Consider the following 23,110-nt stretch of genomic DNA (forward strand, 5'->3'; position numbering starts at 1 on the left):
TGAAAAACAACAGGAGGAATCGATATGAGTATTTTTCATGTGACCGGTCTGCGTGCGGAGGGATTGATCGATCCGCTCGGCATCGACGTTCGGAATCCGGAACTTTCGTGGCGGCCGGGTACGGAGCAGAAGGCGTGGCGGGTCCGCGCGGCGGCCGTCGCGGCGGAGCTGGAGACAGGGCCGTATCTCTGGGATTCCGGCTGGGTCGAAGGTTCCCGCAGCCACCATCATCCGTACGGCGGCGCACCGCTGGAGAGCCGGGAGCGGGTCTTCTGGCAGGTCAGAATCCGGAACGGCCGGGATGAGCTCTCGGCTTGGAGCGAACCGGCGTTTTTCGAAGCCGGATTGCTGGAGGAGAAGGATTGGGTGTGCGTCTGGAACGGCATGCCGGGCGCCTGGTCCGGCTTCGCCCGCTATTTTCAGTCGAAATTCAACGCGCCGGAGCAGGTGAAGACCGCCCGGCTCTATATCTCCGGTCTCGGCTGGTTCGAGGCGTACCTGAACGGCCGCCGCCTCGGCGACGCGGTGCTCGATCCGGCGCCGACCGACTGCTCGAAGAGCGTGATCTACCGCGTCTTCGACCTGGCCGGCATGCTGGCGCCGGGCGAGAACGTCCTCGCCGTCCATGCCGGCGGCGGCTGGCATGTTTCGCCGATCGTGCGCTGTCAGGTCGAACTCGACGGCGAAGTCGTCGCGAAGACCCGGCCGTTCGGATTCCTCTGCGGTCCCTCCGCGATCACCCGGAACAGCATCTACGGCGGCGAGGAGTACGACGCGCGGCTCGAGCCGGATTCCGGCTGGATGCTGCCCGGCGGTCCGGCGCTTCCGCCCGGGCGGGGCAGCTGCCGTGTCGATCCTCCCGCCGGGAAGATGCGCGGCGCGATGGCCGAACCGATCCGCGAGCTTATGGAACTGCCGGTGCGGAGCTGGCAGGCGCTGCCGGACGGCCGCTTCGTTGCGGATTTCGGGCAGAATTTCGCCGGTTACTGCCGTCTGAAGGTCAAGGCTCCGGCCGGAACCCGGATCACGCTCCGTTTCGCCGAATACTGCAATGAGGACGGCAGCGTGAATCAGGACAATCTGCTCGGCGATCACGCCGTCGACGCCTACACTGCGTGCGGCGCGGAGGAAGGCGAGGCCTGGAAGCCGCGTTTCACCTATCACGGCTTCCGCTACGTCGAGGTTGCCGGGCTGCCCGCCGCGCCGGAGGCGGAGACGCTGACCGGCATTGCGGTCGGCACCGATTGCCGCCCGGTCGGTCGTTTCCGGACCGACAACGGGCTGCTGAACCGGATCGAGACGATGGTGCAGTGGACCGAGCGCAGCAACCTGCACGGCGTCCCCACCGACTGTCCGCAGCGGACCGAGCGCATGGGCTGGCTGAACGACATGATGGCCCGCTGTGAATGTGCGCTGTTCCATTTCGACGAGGCGAATCTGCTGCGCAAATGGCTGCGCGACATCGCCGAGGCGCAGGACCCCGAAACCGGTTTCGTCCCGATGACCGCGCCGTGTCACTGGACGCCGGACAAGGTCGACCCGGTCTGCTCGAGTTTCGTCGAGTCGGCCTGGAATCTGCATCTTTACTGCGGCGAGCGCATGCTGCTGCGCGAGCTGTTTCCGAACTTCCTCGCCTGGTGCCGCTGCATGGAGAACGCGGCGGAGAACCACATCCTGATCGACGGCGGCGAAATCGGCGACTGGGTTCCGCCGGTCGAGTTCTGTCCGCCCGGCCGGTGCCGCAGCGGCCTCGTGCCGCCGGAGCTCGTCTCGACGGCGCTCTACGGCTATGCGGTGTCGCTGACCGCGAAGATTGCGGCGTTCCTCGGGGAAGAGGAGAGTGAGGCGGCCCTGAAGCTGCAGTTCGCGGCGATCCGCGACGCGTTTCACCGCCGTTTTCACCGCGGGGAGGGGCGGTACGAATCCGGTTCGCAGGCCGCTTATTGCTATGCGCTTTACTGCGGCATGGTGCCGGAGGAGCTGCGAAAGTCCGCTTTCGCTCACCTCGTCGAACGCTTCGAGGCGGACGGCCGCAAGCTGACCACCGGCAACATCGGGACGAAATACCTGCTTGAGATCCTTTCGGAGTCCGGGCGCGCCGATTTGGTGTTCGGCATGGTGAATTCGACGGAGTATCCGGGCTGGGGATACATGCTGGCCAACGGTGCGACGACGCTCTGGGAGCGTTGGGAGAAGGCGACCGGCAGCGGCATGAACTCGCACAACCACCCGATGCTCGGTTCGGTCGGCGGCTGGTTCTACAAATACCTCGCCGGCATCCGTCCGCTGCCGGATTCGGACGGCTTCGACCGCTTTGGGCTCGCCCCCTGTTTCGTGGAGGGGCTGAACGAGGTGGAGGCGCAGTACGACTCCTTCGCCGGAACGATCCGTTCCCGCTGGAAGCGGGAAGGCGACCGCATCGTGTGGGAGTTCTCCGTCCCGCCGAACTCTTGTGCCGCCGTCCGGCAGTCGGACGGCACGGTGCGGCACTACGGAGCCGGAGAGCACACCCTGGTGATTTCGAGAGCATAATTGTTCCGGACTGCCGGAAAAAACAGCGAATCTTCTTGACACCCCCCTGCGGCAGGTTTATATTATATGATCTGTCGCAATGGATATTTTGATGGCGAAATTCGGGGAGACGAAAATGATTCGCTATTTTCAGAATCGGCGAGTTGTGCTCGGTGTCGCGTTTGCCATCGGGATCGTGGCGGTTTTTCTTTTTGTCCTGTTCAATTACAGCGTTTACCGCGACGTGGCGAACTGTTACGCCGTTCTGGCCCGTGAATTTGCCGCGGGCAATTACGCCGGGGCGTTTCATCCTTCGCTGCCGCCGCTGAATACGACGCTGGCCGGATTGCTGGCGGCGGCCGGAATAACGCCGCTGACGGCGCTTACGCTGGTGTCCGGCGCATTTTTCATTTTGACGATTTTTCCGCTTTACGGTTTTCTGCAGCGTTTTCTTTCGCCGCTGGCGGCGGCCTGGGGATGCGTCCTGTATGTGACTGCGCCGAAGGTGATCCGCTTCGGCGGGACCGGGCTGCTGGAGTCGGCACGGAATTTTTTCATCGTCAGCGCCCTGTATTTCTTTTCCGCTGCCGCGACGGAGCGGGGTGGAAAAGTGCGTTGCTGTTCGGCGTCTCGCTCGGCGGCATGTCGCTGGCCCGCGGGGAGGGGATCGCCCTGGCCGGGCTGCTTCTCGTGCTGTTCGTCGCGGAGCTCTGGCGGAAGCACCGCGCTTCGGGGAGGTGGCGGAAATCGCTCTTCCGCCTGACCGCGATTGCTGCATTTTCGTTTCTGGCCGTGATCGCGCCGCGGCTCTGGCAGAACTACTGCGCGGTCGGTTTTCCGAGCACGGATGACCGGCTGGTGATCGGTCTCCGCCAGCGCCTGGCGACGGGTACTCCGTACCGCGCGCCCGCCGGGAGCGCGGCTCCGCTGCGCGAACGGTTCGAGTATGCGGGCAAGGTCGCCGGGGATAACCTCCGCGGCGCATATGAACCCTATTTCGCTCTGGCCGTGCTCGGAATCATTCTGACTGCCGCCGGAGTCCGGCGCCGGACGCTTTTCGGCGCCGCCCTGCCGCCGGGGGGCTGGCGGGCCGAGTACGGCGTCCTCGCTGCGCTCATGGCCGGGGCGTTTCTGATCTTCTTCTTTTCGGTCAGCGCCTACCGGTACTACACCGTCAACCTCATCTATCTGATGATGTTCACCATGTATGCGCTGAGCTGGCTGCTGGAGCTTCTGAAAAGGCATCGGGCGGGATTTCTGGTTCCGGCCGGCGTCGCTCTTCTGATCTGCGGCAACTTCTGGAATGTCTGGACGTTTCTGGCGGAGGAGGAGCCGCGCCGGGAGTACGAGCTCGGCAGCTGGCTGCGTTCGCAGAGCGGGCTTTTCGCCCCGGACGGACGCAGGCCGGTCGCGTTTTCCGGCGATGTCGTCGTCTGGTACTTCACCGGGTTCGACCGAATCAACGAAATTGAGAAACCCAAGCCGGATTTCTTCAACCGGCGCGATTACGATCTGATTATTCTGGATGCGGAGGACGGGCGGCTTGACCGGGTCCTTTCCACGCCGGATTTTGAGGAAGTTCCGGGGCCGCATCCGGATATCGCGCGGATTTTTCGGAACAGAAACAGGAGTTTTCATGAGTGACAGCAGTTCTTCGCTCACGGTGGTGATTCCGTGCTACAACGAGGCCGACAACATTCCCCGGGTGATCCCGGAGGTGCTGGCGTTCTGTCGGGAGCATGGCTGGCGGCTGATTCTGGTGAATGACGGTTCAAAGGACAATTCGGCCGGGCTGCTTGCCCCATATGCCTCGGAGTCGTGCCGGATTCTCACGCACCGCAGCAACCGCGGCTATGGCGCCGCGCTCAAAAGCGGCCTCGCCGCCGTGGAGACGGAGTATGCCGTCACGATCGATTCCGATGGCCAGCACGACCTGAAGGATGTCGGCCGGCTGCTGGAGCTTGCCGTGGCGAAAAACGCGGATATGGTGGTCGGCTGCCGTCCGGTGAGCGATTCCAGCCGCTACCGCCGTTGCGGAAAGTGGATTATTCGCACCTTTGCGGCCTTCCTGATCGGGCGGAAATTCCGGGATCTGAATTCCGGCATGAAGCTCTACCGCACTGATACGGTTCGAGACTATCTGCAGCTCTGCCCGGACGGAATGTCGTTCAGCGACATCATTCTGCTTCTGATCGCGAGCGACCGCCATCTGGTGCTGGAGGAGTCGATTACGATTCACCCGAGAACGGCGGGACACAGCACGATCGGGCTTCATACCGCCAAGGAGACGCTGTTTGAAATTCTGAATATCGCGATGCTGATCCATCCGCAGCTGGTGTTTTCCCGCATCGGAACGGTTTTTCTGCTGGCGGGAGTCGCCTGGGGAATCCGGAGTTACTGCTACACCCGCAATCTGTCGACCGGCTCCGGCATGCTGCTGGTGACCGGGTGTCTGATTTTTATGATGGGGCTTCTGGGGGAACAGGTCGCGCAGGTCCGCCGGATGCTGGCGAAGCAGAGATGAGCGAATGAAAATTTCTGTTCTGATGCCCGCTTTCAATGCGGAAATGTTTTTGCGGGAGGCGGTCGATTCGATTCTGAATCAGACCTTCGGCGACTTTGAATTCGTGATTGTCGATGACTGTTCGACCGATGCAACCCGGCAGATTCTCGAAGAATATGCCGGCCGGGACTCCCGGGTGAAACTATTCCGGAATGAGGTGAACCGGGGAATTGCCGCAACCCGGAACCGGCTGATGGCGGAAGCCTCTCCGGAGAGCGACTACTTTGCTCTGATGGACGCCGACGACATCGCGCTCCCGGAGCGGTTCGAAAAGCAGCTGGAGTACCTTGAGGCGCACCCCGAACTCGCGGCGGCGGGCAGTTCGATCTGGATCATCGATGAAGAGAGCCGCCGGATCGGCCGGCGCGACTATCCGTCCGATCCGCGCCGGATTACGGCGGCGATGATCCGGTTCAACCCGATTTCGCAGTCGAGCGTGATGATCCGCCGCTCGGCGGTCAAGGCGACCGGCCTGTACAATCCGAAGTACCGTGCGGCGAGCGATTATGATTACTGGCTCAGGATGCAGAGCCGCTGTTCGATGGCGAATTTGCCGGAGCCGCTGATGCTGTACCGCATCAGCACGACGCAATGCAAAAGGACAAACCTGAAGCGGACGATTCTCGTTACGCTCGAGCTTCAGCGCCGTTATCTGTTCTCCCGGCGTTTTTTCTCGCCGTCGGCGGTTGTATCGCACCTGGCGAAGTATCCGCTGCTTCTGCTGCCGTCCGGGCTGATTTTCCGGCTGTTTCAGCGTCTGGCCTATAAACCGGCGGATTCCCCGCGGAAATGAACCGCGATTACAAAAGCTTTTTCGGCGGTTCCGCCGCCGCGCTGGGAGGCGTCGTCGTTATCGGCGGCTGCAACTATCTGACACGCCGGATTCTGGCCGGATCGCTTTCTCTGGACCATTACGGCTTTTTTTACGGCATGTTTTCTTTCGTCGTTTTTGCGGTTTTCGTCGCCCGGCTCGGGACTACGGAGGCGACGGCTTACCTCCTGCCGCGGGCGATGGCGGAAAATAAGGAATGCGAAGCCCGTTCCCTGTTCAGCTGGATCGGCCGCTTCACGCTGGCCGCGACCTTTTGCCTGGTTTTGGCGGGGGCTCTGTTTTCGCCGTGGATCGCCCGGCATCTGCTCGATTATCCGCCCGGAACCTTCTACTGGTGCCTGTTTCTGCCGTACGCGGTCATTACGGGAATCGACATGTTCACGATCGGCTGTTTGAACGGCATGCGTGAATTTCTGGTCAACAACCTGATTCAGAGCGGGAAGGCGGTGCTGCTTTTTCTGGCGGTCTGGCTGACTGCCGGAAGCTGGGGAATCCTCTCTCCGATCCTGTTCTACAATTTGCTGTTCCTGATTTCGGCGCTGTCCGGTTTGCTGCATCTGCGGCGCAGGCGGGGATGGTCGCTGACCGTTCCGCCTGGGCCGGGAATGGCCGGGCGGGTTTTCCCGGTATCCGTATGGCTGGCGATGTTCGCGTTCGGAGATACGGTCGTCACGCACCTGAGCACGGTCAGCCTGGCCGTATTCTCGTCGCTGGAGGAGGTGGCGCTCTACAATATCGCGATGCCGGTCGCGCAGATCGTGAAGTCGCTGGTCGCGCTGTCGGTCGTGTTCGCTCCGGTGGCCACCGGGATGTTTGTGCGGGGGCAGTACCGCGATGTGCGGCGGCTCTGTCTGCTCGTCACCGGCCTGGAATTGCTGGCTTTCCCGTTTCTGGCACTGGTGCTTTGGCTGTTCGGCGATCAGATCATCACGCTCATGTTCGGCAGCCGCTTCATTCCGGCCCGGAATGCGATGGCCGTCATCACTTCGGCAATGATATTCTGGGCGATCGCCCAGTTCAATATGACGGCGCTCAACGCGATGGGCAAGCAGCACTGGTCGGCGTGGATCACGCTGGCGGGTGCGTTGGCGGCCATATCCGGATTCTGCCTCTTCCTGCCGCGCGGCGGAGCTCTGGCCGCAGCCGTTGTTTCGGGCGGCGCCTGTGTCCTGTGGGCGGCGGTAAGCGGAGTCGTTCTCTTCCGTCACCTGGCCGGGAAGATCCGTCAGGCCTGAGGCGCGCTGCGGCGCAGCGCTTCGGTGAGGGCGATTTCAAGGACTTTGACGGTCCACTCCACGTCGGCTCCGGCGCGGTGGGCGTTCATCCCCTTTTCGGACGGCAGCTGAAAATAGGCGCGCAGGCTCTGGAGGCTGTACGAGGGCAGCCCTGGATGAGTTTTGCGCAGCAGGCGCAGCGAGTCGAGCGTCTTGCCGCTCCAGAGCGGCAGCCCGGTCCGGGCAAGGCTCTCCTGAAGAAAGCCGAGGTCGAAAAGCGCGTTGTGCGCGACGAGCGTGCTCTCCTCGGCCAGCTTCAGGAAACCGCGGACCGCTTCCTTGAAGCGCGGCGCGGTGCTGACCATCTCGTCTGAAATATGGTGCACCGCAGTCGCGGCGGCCGGAATCGGCCGCCCGGGGTGGATCAGCGTCTGAAACCGCTGAAGCGTCCCGTCGGCTTCCACCCGGATCGCGGCAAGTTCCACGATCCGGTCGTTGGCGGGGCTCATTCCGGTGGTTTCGACGTCGAATACCGTGAACGGCCCGAGTTCGTGCCAGATCAATTGCTGTACCCGTTCGGATGCTTGAGCTGCCACTTCCACGCCGATTCGATGATCTGCTCGGCGGATTCGTATTTCGGCTGCCACTTCAGCATCGATTTGATGCGGTCGCTGCAGGCGATGAGTTTGGCCGGGTCTCCGGGACGGCGCGGGGCGATCTCGAAGTTGACTTTCTTTCCGGTCACCTTTTCGGCCGCGTCGATGATCTCCTTCACCGAGAGACCGTTGCCGGTTCCGAGGTTGTAGTGGCCGCTCTCCGGGGCCGAGAGCGCGAGTTCGTGCGCCTGGGCGAGGTCGAGGATATGGATGTAATCGCGGATGCAGGTGCCGTCCGCCGTCTCGTAGTCGTCGCCGTAGACCATGAGTTTCTCGCGCTTGCCGCGGATCGTCTGCAGGATGATCGGGATCAGGTGGCTTTCGGGACGGTGGTCCTCGCCGTATTTCTCCGACGCGCCGGCCGCGTTGAAGTAGCGCAGCGCGGCGTACTTCATGCCGTGGATTTCGCTGTACCATTTCAGGACCTTCTCGAAACAGAGCTTCGATTCGCCGTACGGATTGATCGGAATCTGCCGGTCGTTTTCGCGGATCGGAATCGACTCCGGCTGGCCGAAGGTCGCCGCGGTGCTCGAGAACACGAAATTCTTGACTCCGCCTTCGACCGCCGCGTCGGCGAGGTTGATGCCGGAGGCGAGGTTGTTGCGGAAGTATTTGGACGGATTCTGCATTGATTCGCCGACCAGGCTGAAAGCCGCGAAGTGCATGACCGCGTCGAATTCGCCTTCGCGGCAGACCTTCTTGATGAGCTCGCGGTCGGCCAGGTTGCCGAGGATGAATTTCGCGCGCGGATCGACCGCCTCGCGGTGGCCCGTGATGAGCGCGTCGAAAATCGTGACTTCATAACCGCGGTCGAGCAGATATTCGGAGCAGGCGCTGCCGATGTAACCCGCGCCGCCGGTGACCAGAACCTTTTTCATGATCTCGCCTTTCTGAATGGAATGATGTAAGAAAAAGCTCAGTCTTAAAAATACAGCAAAACAGCCGGAATTTCAAGTCGTTCGGGTGAAAAGGAGCGAAAGTGTCCGGTTTGTCCGCCCGGAAATCCGGTCCGGACAGCGGCTGTGCTGCCGGATTCGCCGTTTTTTTCGTTTTTTTGTTGCTGCCGCCCTTGACAAAGCGGTGCGGATCGGCCATAATATATACGTATAAGCAAAAGAGAGGCCCATGACCCAGAAGGAAATCGCAAAACTGCTGAACGTGTCGCAGCCGACCGTTTCGATGGCCCTGAATGGGTCGGAACGGATCAGCCGGGAGCTGCGTGACGCGGTGCGGAAACTCGCCGACCGTTCGGGCTACCGGCCGAACCTGGCCGGGCAGCTGCTGCGGCAGGGGCGCAGCAATGTGGTCGGCGCGGTGTTTCCTTCGCTGACCAACAATTTTTTTGCGGAACTGTTTCAGGAGCTTCAGAATCAGTTGATTCCGCACGGTTATCTGCTCTATCTGGTTCAGCCCGGCGCGGATGGGGAGCTTCCGGCAGCCGCGGAGTGTCTGCGGCGGATGCAGGCCGCCGGCGTTATTGCGATCGGGAGCGCCGCGGAGTCGCTGCTCCGATTGAAGGAGGACGGAATCGCGCTCGTGCTCTATGGCGGCGACTCCCGGCTGGAACTCGGCGTGAGTCAGGTGCTGCCGGACCGCTACGCTGCCGGGCGGGAGGCCGTCCGCCACCTGCTTGCCGCCGGGCGGCGGCGGATCGCGTTTCTCGGCATGAAGAATCCGCAGGAGCCCCGCTGCCGGGCCTATCTCGACGTTCTTGCGGAGGCCGGGCTTGAGCCGTTGACGCTCCGGGCCGGGGAGGACGGCGATTCGCCTGAAGCCGGCTGCCGGCTCATGCGGGAGCTGCTGTTCTCCCGCCCCGATACGGATGCGGTCTTCATGCACAACGACGAGCTGGCGGTCGGGGCGCTCCGGGCTGCGCTGCAGCTGGGGCGGAAGGTGCCGGAGGAGCTGGCGGTTTTCGGGTTCGACAGCATCGGGACCGGCCGTTATCTGAGTCCCGCGCTGACTTCGGTCGAACAGCCGCGGCGGGAGATCGCCGCCGCTCTGGTGGCGGAACTGCTCGCCACGCTGGCCGATCCGGCGCACTGCCGCTTTGTCCCGGTCGCCTGCCGTCTGGTGATCCGGGAGTCGGCATGATTTTTTTGAACTTTTATCTATACGTATCAGCAAAAAAGAATGAGGGAGCGGCATGGGCATTCACGCGAATTACGAATGGAGGAAGATTTCCCCGGACGGCGTCAGTTGTTTTTTCGGCTATTACGACCGCAACCCGTGGAATCTGGCGCAGTCGCTGCACCTTGCGATGCGGATTCCGCAGGAGGAGCGCCTGCCGTTCCCCGGCGAGACGGCTGAAATCGGCGTGATCGGCGAAGACGGCTACGAGCCGCTCGTGACGACGCGCGCCTGGTGCCATCAGCAGGGATGCATGGAGCTTTTTCTGCCGCGCCGCCCGGACTGCTTCATCTACAACGACTACGACCTGGACGACCGGAAGCTGGTCGCCCGGATCTTCCGTCTCGGCTCCGGCGTGGTCGGCCGTTATGAACTGCCGATCTATGCGATCACGCCGGACGGCCGTTACGGCGTGTCGCTGAATTTCAACCGGATTCCGCGCCGGGGCTACAGCTATGCCGATGCGGCGCTTCCGGAGGAGCCGCACCCGGCCGATCCCGATGCCGACGGTCTCCGGCTCATCGATCTCGACAGCGGGGAGGAGAAGCTCATCGTCAGCTACCGGACCATGATCGAGCGTCATCCGTACGCTTACAGCATCGGGAACCGGCACATCTGGCTGAATCACGCGATTTTCAACTGCGATTCGAGCCGGGTGCTCTGGCTTTTCCGCCAGTGCGACGATCCGCACGACATGCGCAAAGGGTGGATGACCTTCCTGTATACGAGCTCGCTTTCCGGCGGGGACGCGGCGTGCATCCTGCCCGAAGTCTACTGGAAGGGCCGGATTTCGCACCAGATCTGGGGACGGACGCCGCATGAGATCCTGGTCGATGCGAACTGGTCCGGCGACGGCAGCGGCGCAGTCGTATTCGACGAAAGCCGCTGCCCGTTCCATGCGGAGCGGCTGTCGCGCGGACACGGCAGGGCCTCCCACATGGTCTGTTCGCCGGACGGGCGGTATATCCTCTCCGACAGCTATCCGCAGGACGGCCTTCAGACGCTGATCCTGATCGATGCGGAGAGCGGCCGCTTCGAAACGCTCGGAACCTTCCGCCACCGGCAGCCGGAAAGCGCGCCGGACGATGTCCGCTGCGACCTGCATCCGCGCTGGAGTCCGGACGGACGGGTCGTCACGGTCGACTCGATCCACGACGGCCGCCGCGGCATCTGGCTTCTCGAACTCGCTCCGGCTCTGGAGAAGCTCTCCGGACAGTGAAAAATCGCATTTTTTCAGGCGGCGGACTTGAAAAATCGCAAACTTGGGGTATTTTAGTTTACTCATGCTCAGTAAGATTATGCATTCATTTACAATAGGCTTTAAAACCAAGTAGAGAGAACAGAAAAATGGCTCACACCAAATCCGCCGTCAAGCGTCTGCGCACCAGTCAGCAGGCCAATCTCCGCAACCGTATGCGCACCAGTGAACTCAAGACGATCGAAAAGAAGCTGCGCGCCGCCGTCGCCGAAGGCAATGCCGCCGCCGCCGCCGAGCTCGGCAAGACCTTTGCGAGCCGTCTCGACAAGGCCGCGAAGGTCGGCACGATCCACGCGAACCGCGTCGCGAACAAGAAGTCGCAGCTCGACAAGCTCCTGAACTCGCTGGCCAAATAAGCGCGGTTTCCGGGAGGAAGGGCGTTCCGCTCCGACAAGGGCAGCGGGACGCCTTTTCGTTTTCAGGGAGGTTTTCCGGCCATGATGTATCAGGTTTTTCTCTCGATTCTCGAAACGTTCATCGTCTTCGGCTTCGGCGCGCTGGCCTGGAAGCTCAGGATGATCGAAACCGGTGATCTGGACAAGCTGTCGCGGCTCACGCTCGACATGTTCTTTCCGATGCTGACCTTTTCGACCATCACGCGCACGTTCGACCCGAACCGGCTGACCGAGCTCTGGGTCATGCCGCTGCTCGGCATTGCGCTCATGCTGTTCGGCGCCGGCGCCGGCTGGGTGTTCAAGCGGCTCATGAAGTCGAAGGGACACGGGCGCGAGGGGACGTTCCATCACATCTGCGCCATCAACAACTATGTGTTCCTGCCGATCATCGTGCTGCAGAACATCTACGGCGAACGGCACGTCGCGCTGCTGCTCCTGATGAATGTCGGCTCGACCATCGGCTTCTGGACGATCGGGGTACTGACGCTGACCGGAGGCGGTTCGCTCTCCAAAACCATGAAGAGCATTTTTTCGATCAACGTCGCGGCGGTGGCCGCGGCGCTCCTTGTGTCGTTCCTGCACATTCCGCTGCCGGAGGCGCTGAATTACACATTCCAGTATCTCGGCAACATCACCGTGCCGCTGATGCTCGTCGTCATCGGCGTGGCGCTGGTCGGCTGCTTCCGGGGAATGCTCGAGAACTGGTACGACATGCTGCTGCTGTCGGTTGTGCGCCTGGTGCTGATCCCGGTTGCGCTGCTTCTGCTGCTCCGGCTCCTGCCGCTGCCGGAGGAGGCGTATCAGGTCGCGGCGGTCGTTGCATTGATGCCGGCTGCGTCGAGCTCGGTGCTGATCGCCAAGCGCTACGGCGGCGACCCGGATTTCGCCGGGCGGGCGATCATCCTGACCACACTTTTCTCGCTCGGAACGATCCCGCTCCTGATGGCGCTGTTTCTGCCGGCGTGAATTCCGCCGACGGGTGAGCGAAGGAGTGCCGGAAGAGGCGCTTTCCCCTCTTCGGCACTTGCGGGATTGCAGCTTACAGCGTGACCCCGTCCTTGAAAATCGCGATTTCGCGGTAGCCGTGGGTTTCGTTGCGCGCTTCAACCTCGCCTGAGGCGAGACGGACCACGTAATCGAACAGTTCCAGGCCGAGTTCATCGAGGGTTCCGTGCCCCTTGACCAGACGGCCCGCGTCGAAATCGATCCAGTTCGGCTTGCGCTCGGCCAGCTCCGTGTTGGTCGAGATCTTGACGGTCGGGACCGGTCCGCCGAACGGCGTGCCGCGCCCGGTGCTGAACAGCACGAGCTGCGCGCCGGCCGCCGCGAGAACCGTCACGGCGACCATGTCGTTGCCGGGGCCGGTCAGCAGATTCAGCCCCGGCGTGTGGAGCGCTTCGCCGTAATCGAGCACGTCCGTGACCTGCGACGTGCCGCCTTTCTGGGTGCAGCCGAGCGATTTTTCCTCCAGCGTCGAGATGCCGCCCGCCTTGTTGCCGGGGGAGGGGTTCTCGTAGACGACCTGATTGTGCCGGATGAAGTAGTCCTTGAAACCGTTCACCATCGCCGCCGCGCGGCGGAAGGTCTCCTCATCCCGGCAGCGGTTGAAGAGCAGCGTTTCGGCGCCGAACATTTCGGGGACTTCGGTCAGCACGGTCGTGCCGCCCGCCGCGACGAGCAGGTCCGAGAAACGGCCGATGAGCGGGTTCGCCGTGATGCCGGAGAGCCCGTCCGAGCCGCCGCACTTGAGCCCGACCTTCAGCTCCGAAACCGGAACCGCTTCGCGCCGGAAGCGCTTCGCGTTTTCCGCGAGTTCGGATAAATGCGCGAGCCCCTGTTCATATTCGCTGCCGTCGTCCTGCGCTTTGAGGAAACGGACGCGGGTTTCGTCATAGCTGCCGAGCCGTTCGCGGAAGCTTTCGAGCGTGTTGTTCTCGCACCCGAGCGCGACTACCAGCACGCCGCCCGCGTTCGGATGCTTCACGAGCGCGGCCAGCAGATTCGCGGTCGTTTCATGGTCGCCGCCGAGCTGCGAGCAGCCGTACGGGTGCGGGAAGGCGCAGCAGCGCGTTCCGTTCTGCCGCTCGAAATCTCGCGCGAGGTTTTCGGCGAGCTTGTTCACGCAGCCGACCGTCGGGATGATCCAGAGGTCGTTGCGGATTCCGACCGTGCCGTCGGCGCGGCGGTAGCCGAAGAAGGTGCGCCCTTTTTCCGCCTCCGGCAGAGGCGAGGGCGGCAGCGGGCGGTAGGCGTATTCGAGTTCGCCCGAGAGGTTCGTCCTGAGGTTATGGGTGTGAACGAAGCTCCCGGGAGGAATGTCGGCTGTCGCGTGCCCGATCGGCATGTCGTATTTGACGACCGCTTCGCCTGCCCGGATCGGACGGAGGGCGAATTTGTGTCCGCGCCCGACCGGTTCCCGGAGCGTGACCGCCGCGCCGTCGACGGCCGGACTCTCCCCGGCGGCGAGGTCGGCAAGCGCGACGGCGACGTTGTCGGTCCGCCCGATCTTCAGATAGCGCGGGAGTTCGCTCATGTCACGCCTCCAGCAGCTGTTTGACCGCGGCGGCTGCGCCGTTGTTCCGGATCGCGGCGAGATCGGCCGCGACCGCGTCCGGGAGTCCCGGAACCGCATTCAGGTCCTGTCCCCAGAAATCGGTCCGCGCGAGGATGCTCCGGACGAATTTCGCATAATCCCCGTCCGCATCGAGTACCTTGTAGCACTCGTTGATGAATTTGATTTTATCCGCATCGTCGCTGATCGGATAGGCGCCTTTGTCGCGCTGCCCCGCCCATTTGCCGTCGGCGCCTTCGGTCCCGCGGTAGAAAGCGAGCAGCGCCGCGAGCGAGAAGGTCAGCACCTTCGGCAGCTTGCCGGCGGCTGCGCGATAGTCGAGCAGCGACGGCAGCACGCGGACCTGCCACTTCGAGATCGAGTTCAGCGAGATCGAGATCAGCTGGTGGTTGGCGAACGGGTTCAGGAAGCGGTCGATGATCGACTCCGCGAAGGCCCTCTTTTCATCGTCCGGCAGCTGCACGGTCGGGAAAACTTCTTCGAAGAGCGCGGTGCGGAGGTAGCGTCCGAAAAGCGGGTCGGCGGTCATCCGGTCCACGAAGTCGAAGCCGGCCAGGTAGGCGGCGAGCACGCTCGACGTGTGGCCGCCGTTCAGGAACCGGACCTTGCGGCTGCGGTACGGCGTCTGGTTCGCGGTCCAGACGAGGTTCAGCCCCGCCTCGGCGAACGGGATGGCGGAGCGGTATTTCTCGTCACCCTCGATCACGAAGAGGTGGAAAATTTCGCCGCAGTCGAGCAGCTTGTCCTCGTAGCCGAGCTTTTTGCAGTACGCTTCGGCTTCGGCGCGCGGATAGCCGGCGACGATCCGGTCGACGAGCGTGTTCAGGAAAGCGCAGTCGTTTTCGACATAGGCGGTGAAGCCGTCGCCGAGTTTCCAGTCCGCCGCATAGCGGAGGATGCACTCTTTCAGCTTCTGGCCGTTCCGGTCGATGAGTTCGCACGGAACGAAGACAAGCCCCTTCCGCCCCGCTTTGAAGCGCTCGTAAAGCAGGCTGGTCACCTTCGCCGGAAAGGTGCTCTGAGCTTCGCCCGGCGTGTAGAGCTCCGGCCTGTATTCGATTCCGGCTTCGGTCGTGTTCGAAAAGACGAGCTCGAGTGTCGGCAGGCAGGCGCATTCGACGACTTTGTTCCACTCGGTCGCGGTCTTGAGGCACCCCTTGACGCAGGTGATGACCCGTTTGTATTCGGCCGGGCTGCCGTTTTCCATGCCGCGCAGGATCAGCGTGTAGAGCCCGTCCTGCTCGTTGATCAGGTCCGCAGTGCCCTGCGGCAGCGGCTGGACGAGCTGGACCATGCCGTTGAATTTGCCTGCCTCATTCGATTTGTCGATCATCCAGTCGATGAATGCGCGAAGGAAGTTGCCTTCGCCGAACTGCATGACCCTGACCGGATATTCCTGCCGGGGGCCGATTTCAAGTCCCGGCACATGCAGAGCCGGCAGCAGCGAACGGTTCAATCTGTCCATGATATGTCTCCTTTGTGCCATCGATGGCATTGCTTTTTCTATAAAATAGCACACGGTCCGGGGGAATGCAAATTTCCGGATCGCCGGAACAAGTTATTCCATGAAGAGGTTGCGGCTCGTGAAGCACGGTTCGCTCGTGATGCGGATTCCGAGCCGGCGCAGCGCGAGTTCGTCACCCGGGGTCGGCAGGTGGCTGATGTGCATCTCGCACCCGGCCAGCCGGGAGAGCTTCTTCATGGCGAGCTGGGCGGCCGGATTGTTCGGCACGCTGACCGAAAGCGCGGTCAGCGTCTCGCCGAGATCGAGGCTGAGCCCCTTGTTCTTGTAGATTTTCTTCTTGAGCTGGCTTACTGAGTCGATGACCTGCGGAGAGAGCAGATAGAGATCGTCCGGCAGTTTGGCTAGGACCTTGATCGCGTTCAGGATGCAGCTCGACGCCGCGTGCAGCAGCGGTGAATTCTTGCCGGTCACGATCGTGCCGTCCGGAAGCTCGAGCGCCGCGCCGCAGAAGACGTTCCCGCTGCCCTTGCCGGGCTGCTGCTCGGCCTCTTCGGCGGCGGCCCGCGCCGGAGCGACGACCTTGCGGTCGAATTCGGTGATGCCGAGGTCGTCCATCAGGAGCTTGACCCGGTCGGCGGCGATCTTGTCGGCGTTTCCGAGTGCATGGGCGCACATGTACTGAAAATAGCGGCGGATGATCTCCTGCGTCGAGGCCTGGCAGCAGACCTTGTCGTCGGTGATGGCGAAGCCGACCCGGTTCACGCCCATGTCGGTCGGCGACTTGTAGAGCTGCTCCGGCGGCATGATGCGCGCGCAGATGCGCTTCACGACCGGGAAGATTTCAAGGTCGCGGTTGTAGTTGATTACGGTCTCATTGTAGGCTTCGAGGTGGAAGGAATCGACCATATTGATGTCGCCGAGGTCGGCGGTCGCGGCTTCGTAGGCGATGTTGACCGGGTGTTTCAGCGGCAGGTTCCAGACCGGAAAGGTTTCGAACTTCGCGTAGCCGGCCTTCACACCGCGCTGGAACTCATGGTAGACCTGCGAAAGGCAGGTCGCCATTTTCCCGGAGTTCGCGCCGGGGCCGGTGACCACCACGATCGGCCTGTCGGTCTCGATATAATCGTTCGCGCCGTATCCCTGCGGGCTCACGATCGTGTCGAGATCGGTCGGATATCCTTCGATCGGGTGGTGGGTGTAGACGCGGATGCCGCGACGGGACAGCTTGTTGATGAAGCCTTTGACCGCAGGCTGCTCCTGGTAGCGGGTGACGACCACGGCCTTCACGTCGAGTCCCCAGTCACGCAGGTCGTCGATCGTGCGCATCGTGTCGGTGTCGTAGGCGAGCCCGAAGTCGGCGCGCATCTTCTTCTGCTCGATGTCGCCGGCGTAGATGCAGATCACGATGTCGATCTTGTCCTTCATGCGCTGCAGGAGTTTGATCTTGGTATCCGGATCGAACCCCGGCAGGACGCGCGCGGCATGGAAGTCGCAGAGGAGTTTGCCGCCGAATTCGAGGTAAAGCTTGTCGTCGAACTTACCGGCCCGCTCGAGGATGGCCTGGGATTGTTCACTTAAATACTTTTCACTGTCGAATCCGGTTTTCATAAAACTCCTTTACAGCCAACTGCTTCTGTCTTTTTGTCGTCAAGGGAGCCGCCGCCTGAGGCAAACACCGGAATGTAATATACCACTTCGCAAAATGTAAAGCAAGGCTCCGGCCGGGGAATCTTCCGCAAAAAATCATATGGCTTCACCGTTCGTGTCGGAATGCGCCCGAAGGGAAACGTAAAAGGCGGGTTCGCGTTTTACGGAAATTTCATAATTTGGAAACCCGGGTAAAATAGTTACAAAAAATACACGCTTCCGGGTTGAAAAAAACAGAAAACAGGTGTAATCTACACGCATGATTACAATATTGCTTAAAGAAACCTAACCAAAAGCGAGAGTGCCGTTGTAAAATGAAAAAATTGTTTGTGACGATTTTGCTGGCGCTCGTGGCTGCATCGTTTTTCACGATGTACACCAGCCGCGATCAGAGTTCGGATGTCCCGGTAATCACCTGGCGTACCGACGCAAATCCGCAGCGCGAGGAGCAGATCATGCTGTTCCGCGAATGGCTGGTTGCCAATGGGCATGTGCGGAAGGATAAAAACGGCAATGTCGTCAATTACACCCAGAAGGAGGCCGACGCGCTGAACAAGGCGTACGGTACGGCCGGCAAGCCGCTCGACCCGTCCAGTCCGCACTACGTGAAGGCCGGTACGCCGAAGCCGAACGGCGACGTCGCGCTCGAAACCGCGAATAACCAGAGCACGCTCATCCAGGCGGTTTCCGGCATGGCCGGCGATATTTTCGACACCTTCGACGTCCTGGGCTACCAGCAGCTCGGCGTCGCGCTCGACATCACCGAAGACGCCGAAAAGAATGGATACGGCCTCGATACGACCTATCCCGGCATGGCCGGGCTGCTGACCGGCATGGACGGGAGGCAGTATGCGTATCCCTGCAACGGCGCGAGCGTTTCGATGTGGATCAACCTTTCGACGCTCGAGAAATACGGTTTCAAGCGGCCGCCGCTCGAGTGGACGCCGGAAGAGTTCGAAGCGATGGGCAAGGAGTACGTCAAGCGGGCCAACGAAGGGCTGCCGCGGCAGGAATACTTTTTCATCCAGGCGCTGGACAGCGGCTGGGGCGTCAATATGGCGATGTGCATCGCGCGCAGCAAGGGGTGGGACATCTACAATGAAACCCTGACCCGCAGCGTTGCGGACAACGAGCCGCTGAAGCATGCGATCAAGCTCTTCCATAAATGGACCTATGTCGACCGCATCGCTCCGACTGCGGCGGACGTCGCTTCGATGAATACCGACGCCGGCTACGGCGGCGCCGACTTCTCGAATTTCATCTCCGGCAAGTACGCGATGATCGTCATGGGCCGCTACTGCCTGATCCGCTTCCGTGAAGTTCAGCAGCAGAAGGATATGACGATTCAGTTCGCGGTGAGCCAGCTGCCGATGTACGACTATAAGAACCACCCGATTACGGTCCGCGCGGCGATGCCGTACCGCGGCAGCAAGCATCCGGAGCTCGCGAAGCTCTTCCTGCAGTTCCTCGCCAGCAAGCCGTACAACCAGTACATCGTCGACGGCGCGGACGGCCTGCCGCCGAACCCCGAGATCGTCGAGCAGGAGATGAAGGACATCCGGATTCAGCGTCCGAACGAACGCGACTGCAGCGAACTTGAATCCTCCTGGGCCCGCACGATCGCGCTGCCCTCCTTCTACAGCCCGTATGTGAAGGCCGGTTCGACGAACTGGCTGCAGAACGGCATCAACCGCTTCTTCAACAACCGCAGTTCGCTCGACGATGCGCTGAAGTACATCCAGGATCGCTACAATCAGGAGATCGAAATCTCCAAGAACGCGAATCCGGCCATGATGGAAGCCTGGAAGAAGGACTGGGCCCTTCAGGAAAAGATCGACGCCTGCAAGAAGGAAGGAAAGAAGATCCCCGTCGAATGGATCAAGAATCCTTTCTATGTCAAGTATTATCGTGATAGGGGAATGCTGGATGAAACCGGAACGGCTGGAGGAGTCAAGTAAAAAATGGCTATGACAAAGAAAGATATCAAGGAACTTGCGATCGGAGTCGGTTTCCTGCTTCCGAATATTCTCGGTTTTCTCGCCTTCACGGTGATTCCGCTGGTGATGAGCATCTATATGGCCTTCACCGACTGGAATCTGGAAATGCACAACTATTTCCGTTCCGAGCCGATCACCTTCGTCTGGTTTGAAAACTTCACCCGGCTCTTTTCCGACCCGGACTTCCCGCAGTATTTCGGCAACACCTTCTTCATGATGATCGGCATTCCGTTCGGCGTGGCCGGCAGTCTGGTCGCCGCGCTCCTGCTGAACATGGAATTCGTGAAGGGCGACGGCAAGAAGAAGCTCATGATCACGATGATCCTGACCGCCGTCATGGTCGCCTGCTTCGGACTGCTCGCCGTGCTCGGTCTCGGCGGCACCGGTATGACGATCCTGATGGTTTCGCTGCTCGGCGGCGTTTTCATCATCGGCTCGATCGGCGGCAAGACCGTCTACCGCACGCTGTTTTACTTCCCGTACTTCACGGCGGGCGTAGCGACCTTCATCCTCTGGAAAAAGCTTTACAATCCGCTGAACGGCCCGATCAACAATGCGCTGCGCCCGCTGCTTGACGCACTGACTCCGGTGGCCGTCATGATCAGTCCGGCCTGCCAGACGATCGGCATCGTGATCCTCGTGCTGGTCGGCCTTCTCTATCTCCACATGGTGCGCCGCAAGCTGCGGCTCTGGCGGGACGGCGAGTCCGGCACCGTCAGCTGCTATCTGGCGATGATTCTGCTTTCGCTGCCGCTGATTTTCTGCTGGAGCTGGGTCTCGCCGACCTGGATGCACGTGGTGATGAATACGCCGGAGATGAAGGAGATTGCGAATGCATCGCAGGAGTTGTCGTTCCTGAGCCGCGACGCGAAATGGACGCTGCTGCTGATGCTGGTCTTCCTCGGCATCGGGTGGGGGCGTTTCCTCTACACGGTTTACATTGCGAAGCGCAAATACAAGTGCATCGCCGACCGGGGGATCGGCGACTCGGCGATCGTCGACGGTTCGGCGATGGTGCTGAATATGGCGCTGGTCGGCCTCTGCTGCGTCTTCTGGCTGCTGCCGGAAATGGCCGCCGCCGAGGAGGGGCTTCAGCCGCCGCAGTGGATCTCGGATTACTACTGGGCCAAGCCTTCGCTGCTGATCATGGGCTTCTGGGGGGCGATCGGTTCGAACAACATGCTGCTTTACCTCGCCGGTCTCTCCGGCGTGCCGCAGGAGCTTTATGAAGCGGCGGACATCGACGGCGCGAGTCCGTGGCAGCGTTTCTGGAACATCACCTGGCCGCAGCTGGCCAACGTGACCTTCTTCATCATGGTCATGGCGGTGATCGGCGGCCTGCAGGGCGGCTTCGACATGGCGCGCGTGATGACGGAGGGCGGGCCGGCCGGTTCGACCACGACGCTGGCCTACTACATCTACACGCAGGGCTTCAATACCGGCCGCCTCGGCTATGCGTCGGCAGTTTCCTGGCTGCTGTTCGTGATGGTCTTTGTGGTGACCATGTTCAACTGGAAGTTCGGCAACCGTTATACGAACGAGTAAGGAAGGCTACTCTATCATGCAGGAAAAAAATAAATTCTGGGGCGGTTTCGCCAAACTGGTTTCGTTGAATGTCGTTTTGACTCTGATGGCGGTGCTGCTGGTACTGCCGTTCACCTGGATGGTTCTCGCGAGTCTGAAGGTGCTGGACGAGATCGGCTACGATTCGTGGCTGCCGGAGGTCTGTCAGTGGCACAACTACCACGACGTGTTCACCATGAAGGGCATCTTCTTCGGCCGCTGGTACTGGAACACGGTGTTCACCTCGTGCTGGATCACCTTCCTTCAGGTGTTCACCAGCAGTCTGGCCGCCTTCAGTTTCTCCCGGCTCCGCTGGAAGGGGCGCGATCAGGTCTTCTTCCTTTATCTGGCCACGATGATGCTGCCGGGCCTCGTGATGATGATTCCGAACTATCAGAACATGATTCTGCTCGGTCTGGTCGACTCCTATACGGGGCTGATCCTGCCGGCCGCGTTCTCGGCCTTCGGCACCTTCCTGATGCGCCAGTTCATGATGAACATTCCGAAGTCGCTCGACGAGGCGGCGGAGATCGACGGCGCGACGAAGTGGCAGCTTTACTGGGATGTCGTGCTTCCGCTGGCGCGTCCGGCGCTGGTCACGCTGACCATCTTCACCTTCATCGGCAGCTACAACAACCTGTTCTGGCCGCTGGTGCTGATGAAGACGCCGGACAAATACACGCTGCCGATCGGCATGCTGGCCTTCCAGTCTTCGCAGGGGCAGCAGACCAACCTGCTGATGGCCGCGGTCGCCATGAGCGTGATCCCGATGATCATCATCTTCGTGCTGATGCAGAAGCAGCTGGTCAAGGGCATCATGCTGGGCGGCGTCAAGGGCTGAAAAGGGACGCTTTCCGAAAGCGGGGGAATGCTCCTCCGCTTTTTTTGTGCCGTTTTTCGGGAGAGAATGGGTTGCGGATTTGCAAAAGCGGATTCCGGGCGTTATGGTTATGCCGTATCATGTCATGGCCGGTTCGGGAAAAGGGGGGACGATGCGCATTCGAATGGGAATTCTGGCTGCCTGCTTTTGCTGGCTTGGCGCTCTTTCCGCGGCAGCGGAATTGAGCCGTTATGTGCCGGAAGAGGCTTTTCTTGCGGTGAAGGCCGACGGCCCGCGCATCTGGCGGCTGCCGCAGGCGCGGCGGCTGCTCGGCCTGGTCGAGGCGGCGAATCCGAAAGTGGAGCAGGTCCTGATGGGGGATTTCGCTTCGGCCGCAACTGCGGATTACCTGGCTTTTGCGGTTTCCGGCGAGGTGCGGATTTTGATCCGTCCGGCGGATGGGGAACCGGAAAAGCTGTTCCGGAGCAGGTGCGAGTGGATCCGGTCGAATTACGGCGACCGGATCAGGGACGAGGGCGAGGCGCCGTTTCCGTATATCGGCGTGGACGGCGGGAGGCTGATGCTTGCCGGCGATCATCTGGAGTGGGTATTCCGGGAGTTCCCGGAAGATGCCGAACCGGCACTGCCGGTGAAGGATTCGCCGCTCGGAAAACGGCTCGCCGCCGGAGCCGAACCGCTGAAACTGATCGTGACCGACCGGGTCAGGAGTGCGGCCGGGGATAAGTTGCGTCTGCCGCCGTTCCTGGCCCAGGTAAAGCAGCTTGAGTTTGTACTCGATGACTCCGGGAAAGTGCCGGTTCTCCGGCTTTCGGGCCTCTATCCGGATGAAGCCGGGGCGCGCGCCGCGAAAGGGGCGCTTGCCGGCATGTCAGCTCTGGCCCGGCAGAAGGTGTCCGGTGCGGAGCTGGAGCTGTTGAACGCGCTGGCGGTTGAAACGGCGGGGAGGGAACTGACGGTGTCCGCGGCAGTCGCGGAGTCCCTGGTCGGGAAGATCGAAGAGCGGGTCATGATGGCTCCGGCGGAGGATAAGCTTCGGCAGATCGGGGTGGCGATTGCACTTTTCGTCAGCGAGGAGAAGCGCATGCCGGACTCCTTCGACGAACTTTACCGGAAGAATTTCCTGACACGGGCCGACGTGTTCCGCCTTCCGGGCGACGGCGGTTCGCGGCCGCCGGCGGACGGGCAGCCGGTCGGGGAGGAGAATTGCAGCTTCTATTACTGGGGGCGCGGAATTCCGGCCGGGACGGCGGTGCCGTCCCGGATTCCGGTCGCCGCCATGAAGAGACGGCTGGCTCCGAAAGGGCGGTTCGCGGTTCTTTTCCTCGACGGACATGTCGAGGTGAGGCAGACGGACAGCCCGGACGAAGCGGGGCTGATTCGCGGGCTGCTGAAGGACGAGGCATTCGACGGGCGGCGGGAGATCGAATCGCTTCTGCTGAAGAACCGTATGGAAGAATGACATTTGA

The 23,110-nt window shown here is 61.6% G+C and carries 18 protein-coding genes; 13 read left to right on the plus strand and 5 right to left on the minus strand.

The window, feature by feature from the left end; translation table 11 throughout:
- The first annotated feature begins 24 nt into the window (after nucleotides 1–24).
- The 5 genes from FYJ85_RS07540 to FYJ85_RS07560 all read left to right on the plus strand — a co-directional run bounded on the left by FYJ85_RS07540 (nucleotide 25) and on the right by FYJ85_RS07560 (nucleotide 7,141).
- Nucleotides 25–2,532: an alpha-L-rhamnosidase gene (locus FYJ85_RS07540; protein ID WP_154417674.1), complete on the plus strand. Its 2,508-nt coding sequence runs from the start codon at nucleotides 25–27 to the stop codon at nucleotides 2,530–2,532.
- Between the two features lie 594 nt (nucleotides 2,533–3,126).
- On the plus strand, nucleotides 3,127–4,155 hold the full coding sequence (locus FYJ85_RS23650) for a hypothetical protein (RefSeq protein ID WP_235903141.1): 1,029 nt from the start codon (nucleotides 3,127–3,129) through the stop codon (nucleotides 4,153–4,155).
- Nucleotides 4,148–5,035 (plus strand): glycosyltransferase family 2 protein, encoded by an 888-nt coding sequence (locus FYJ85_RS07550; RefSeq protein ID WP_177994871.1) that lies wholly within the window; start codon nucleotides 4,148–4,150, stop codon nucleotides 5,033–5,035. The genes FYJ85_RS23650 and FYJ85_RS07550 overlap by 8 nt, the downstream gene beginning before the upstream one ends.
- Nucleotides 5,036–5,039: 4 nt before the next feature.
- Nucleotides 5,040–5,867: a glycosyltransferase family 2 protein gene (locus FYJ85_RS07555; RefSeq protein ID WP_154417680.1), complete on the plus strand. Its 828-nt coding sequence runs from the start codon at nucleotides 5,040–5,042 to the stop codon at nucleotides 5,865–5,867.
- Nucleotides 5,864–7,141, plus strand: a complete 1,278-nt coding sequence (locus FYJ85_RS07560) for a lipopolysaccharide biosynthesis protein (protein WP_154417682.1) — start codon at nucleotides 5,864–5,866, stop codon at nucleotides 7,139–7,141. Before FYJ85_RS07555 ends, FYJ85_RS07560 begins: the two co-directional genes overlap by 4 nt.
- Here FYJ85_RS07560 and FYJ85_RS07565 read toward each other — a convergent pair.
- Both FYJ85_RS07565 and galE read right to left on the minus strand, forming a co-directional pair.
- Complete coding sequence (locus tag FYJ85_RS07565; protein ID WP_154417684.1) at nucleotides 7,132–7,716, minus strand: exonuclease domain-containing protein; 585 nt, start codon at nucleotides 7,714–7,716, stop codon at nucleotides 7,132–7,134. The genes FYJ85_RS07560 and FYJ85_RS07565 overlap by 10 nt on opposite strands.
- Nucleotides 7,680–8,654, minus strand: a complete 975-nt coding sequence (galE, locus tag FYJ85_RS07570) for a UDP-glucose 4-epimerase GalE (protein WP_106052830.1) — start codon at nucleotides 8,652–8,654, stop codon at nucleotides 7,680–7,682. The genes FYJ85_RS07565 and galE overlap by 37 nt, the downstream gene beginning before the upstream one ends.
- A 247-nt stretch (nucleotides 8,655–8,901) precedes the next feature.
- Here galE and FYJ85_RS07575 point away from each other — a divergent pair, with 247 nt between their 5' ends.
- From FYJ85_RS07575 to FYJ85_RS07590, 4 genes are all read left to right on the plus strand, one after another.
- Nucleotides 8,902–9,870, plus strand: coding sequence for a LacI family DNA-binding transcriptional regulator (locus FYJ85_RS07575; protein WP_154417686.1), 969 nt, complete (start codon nucleotides 8,902–8,904; stop codon nucleotides 9,868–9,870).
- 52 nt (nucleotides 9,871–9,922) lie between these two features.
- Entirely contained in the window at nucleotides 9,923–11,125 is a 1,203-nt protein-coding gene (locus FYJ85_RS07580) for a TolB family protein (RefSeq protein WP_154417688.1), read from the plus strand.
- A 128-nt stretch (nucleotides 11,126–11,253) separates the two neighbouring features.
- Nucleotides 11,254–11,520 (plus strand): 30S ribosomal protein S20, encoded by a 267-nt coding sequence (rpsT, locus tag FYJ85_RS07585; RefSeq protein ID WP_106052827.1) that lies wholly within the window; start codon nucleotides 11,254–11,256, stop codon nucleotides 11,518–11,520.
- 81 nt (nucleotides 11,521–11,601) lie between these two features.
- On the plus strand, nucleotides 11,602–12,525 hold the full coding sequence (locus tag FYJ85_RS07590; protein WP_106052826.1) for an AEC family transporter: 924 nt from the start codon (nucleotides 11,602–11,604) through the stop codon (nucleotides 12,523–12,525).
- 73 nt (nucleotides 12,526–12,598) lie between these two features.
- Here FYJ85_RS07590 and FYJ85_RS07595 read toward each other — a convergent pair whose 3' ends face one another.
- The 3 genes from FYJ85_RS07595 to FYJ85_RS07605 all read right to left on the minus strand — a co-directional run bounded on the left by FYJ85_RS07595 (nucleotide 12,599) and on the right by FYJ85_RS07605 (nucleotide 17,204).
- Nucleotides 12,599–14,092: a UxaA family hydrolase gene (locus tag FYJ85_RS07595; RefSeq protein WP_106052825.1), complete on the minus strand. Its 1,494-nt coding sequence runs from the start codon at nucleotides 14,090–14,092 to the stop codon at nucleotides 12,599–12,601.
- A 1-nt stretch (nucleotide 14,093) separates the two neighbouring features.
- A complete protein-coding gene (locus FYJ85_RS07600; protein ID WP_206213031.1) occupies nucleotides 14,094–15,596 on the minus strand; it encodes a tagaturonate reductase in 1,503 nt (500 codons plus the stop codon).
- Nucleotides 15,597–15,689: 93 nt separating this feature from the next.
- Nucleotides 15,690–17,204 carry a DUF1846 domain-containing protein gene (locus FYJ85_RS07605; protein ID WP_106052823.1) on the minus strand — a complete coding sequence of 505 codons (1,515 nt, stop codon included), beginning with the start codon at nucleotides 17,202–17,204 and terminating at the stop codon, nucleotides 15,690–15,692.
- Between the two features lie 353 nt (nucleotides 17,205–17,557).
- On the opposite strand from FYJ85_RS07605, the gene FYJ85_RS07610 reads away from it, so the two are divergent.
- The 4 genes from FYJ85_RS07610 to FYJ85_RS07625 all read left to right on the plus strand — a co-directional run bounded on the left by FYJ85_RS07610 (nucleotide 17,558) and on the right by FYJ85_RS07625 (nucleotide 23,103).
- Nucleotides 17,558–19,201: an ABC transporter substrate-binding protein gene (locus tag FYJ85_RS07610; RefSeq protein WP_154417692.1), complete on the plus strand. Its 1,644-nt coding sequence runs from the start codon at nucleotides 17,558–17,560 to the stop codon at nucleotides 19,199–19,201.
- 3 nt (nucleotides 19,202–19,204) lie between these two features.
- Complete coding sequence (locus tag FYJ85_RS07615; protein WP_106052821.1) at nucleotides 19,205–20,785, plus strand: carbohydrate ABC transporter permease; 1,581 nt, start codon at nucleotides 19,205–19,207, stop codon at nucleotides 20,783–20,785.
- A 16-nt stretch (nucleotides 20,786–20,801) separates the two neighbouring features.
- Nucleotides 20,802–21,644, plus strand: a complete 843-nt coding sequence (locus FYJ85_RS07620; RefSeq protein ID WP_154417694.1) for a carbohydrate ABC transporter permease — start codon at nucleotides 20,802–20,804, stop codon at nucleotides 21,642–21,644.
- 151 nt (nucleotides 21,645–21,795) lie between these two features.
- Complete coding sequence (locus FYJ85_RS07625; protein WP_154417696.1) at nucleotides 21,796–23,103, plus strand: hypothetical protein; 1,308 nt, start codon at nucleotides 21,796–21,798, stop codon at nucleotides 23,101–23,103.
- Nucleotides 23,104–23,110 lie beyond the last annotated feature (7 nt).

Origin of the sequence: Victivallis lenta, from assembly GCF_009695545.1 — a bacterium.
Lineage (GTDB): Bacteria > Verrucomicrobiota > Lentisphaeria > Victivallales > Victivallaceae > Victivallis > Victivallis lenta.

Excerpts from the sequence above, each read along its gene's own strand:
- FYJ85_RS07540 (WP_154417674.1), top strand. The coding sequence starts at position 25 with ATGAGTATTTTTCATGTGACCGGTCTGCGTGCGGAGGGATTGATCGAT.
- FYJ85_RS07550 (WP_177994871.1), top strand. The coding sequence starts at position 4,148 with ATGAGTGACAGCAGTTCTTCGCTCACGGTGGTGATTCCGTGCTACAAC.
- FYJ85_RS07555 (WP_154417680.1), top strand. The coding sequence starts at position 5,040 with ATGAAAATTTCTGTTCTGATGCCCGCTTTCAATGCGGAAATGTTTTTG.
- FYJ85_RS07560 (WP_154417682.1), top strand. The coding sequence starts at position 5,864 with ATGAACCGCGATTACAAAAGCTTTTTCGGCGGTTCCGCCGCCGCGCTG.
- galE (WP_106052830.1), bottom strand. The coding sequence starts at position 8,654 with ATGAAAAAGGTTCTGGTCACCGGCGGCGCGGGTTACATCGGCAGCGCC.
- FYJ85_RS07575 (WP_154417686.1), top strand. The coding sequence starts at position 8,902 with ATGACCCAGAAGGAAATCGCAAAACTGCTGAACGTGTCGCAGCCGACC.
- FYJ85_RS07580 (WP_154417688.1), top strand. The coding sequence starts at position 9,923 with ATGGGCATTCACGCGAATTACGAATGGAGGAAGATTTCCCCGGACGGC.
- rpsT (WP_106052827.1), top strand. The coding sequence starts at position 11,254 with ATGGCTCACACCAAATCCGCCGTCAAGCGTCTGCGCACCAGTCAGCAG.
- FYJ85_RS07590 (WP_106052826.1), top strand. The coding sequence starts at position 11,602 with ATGATGTATCAGGTTTTTCTCTCGATTCTCGAAACGTTCATCGTCTTC.
- FYJ85_RS07595 (WP_106052825.1), bottom strand. The coding sequence starts at position 14,092 with ATGAGCGAACTCCCGCGCTATCTGAAGATCGGGCGGACCGACAACGTC.
- FYJ85_RS07600 (WP_206213031.1), bottom strand. The coding sequence starts at position 15,596 with ATGGACAGATTGAACCGTTCGCTGCTGCCGGCTCTGCATGTGCCGGGA.
- FYJ85_RS07605 (WP_106052823.1), bottom strand. The coding sequence starts at position 17,204 with ATGAAAACCGGATTCGACAGTGAAAAGTATTTAAGTGAACAATCCCAG.
- FYJ85_RS07610 (WP_154417692.1), top strand. The coding sequence starts at position 17,558 with ATGAAAAAATTGTTTGTGACGATTTTGCTGGCGCTCGTGGCTGCATCG.
- FYJ85_RS07615 (WP_106052821.1), top strand. The coding sequence starts at position 19,205 with ATGGCTATGACAAAGAAAGATATCAAGGAACTTGCGATCGGAGTCGGT.
- FYJ85_RS07620 (WP_154417694.1), top strand. The coding sequence starts at position 20,802 with ATGCAGGAAAAAAATAAATTCTGGGGCGGTTTCGCCAAACTGGTTTCG.
- FYJ85_RS07625 (WP_154417696.1), top strand. The coding sequence starts at position 21,796 with ATGCGCATTCGAATGGGAATTCTGGCTGCCTGCTTTTGCTGGCTTGGC.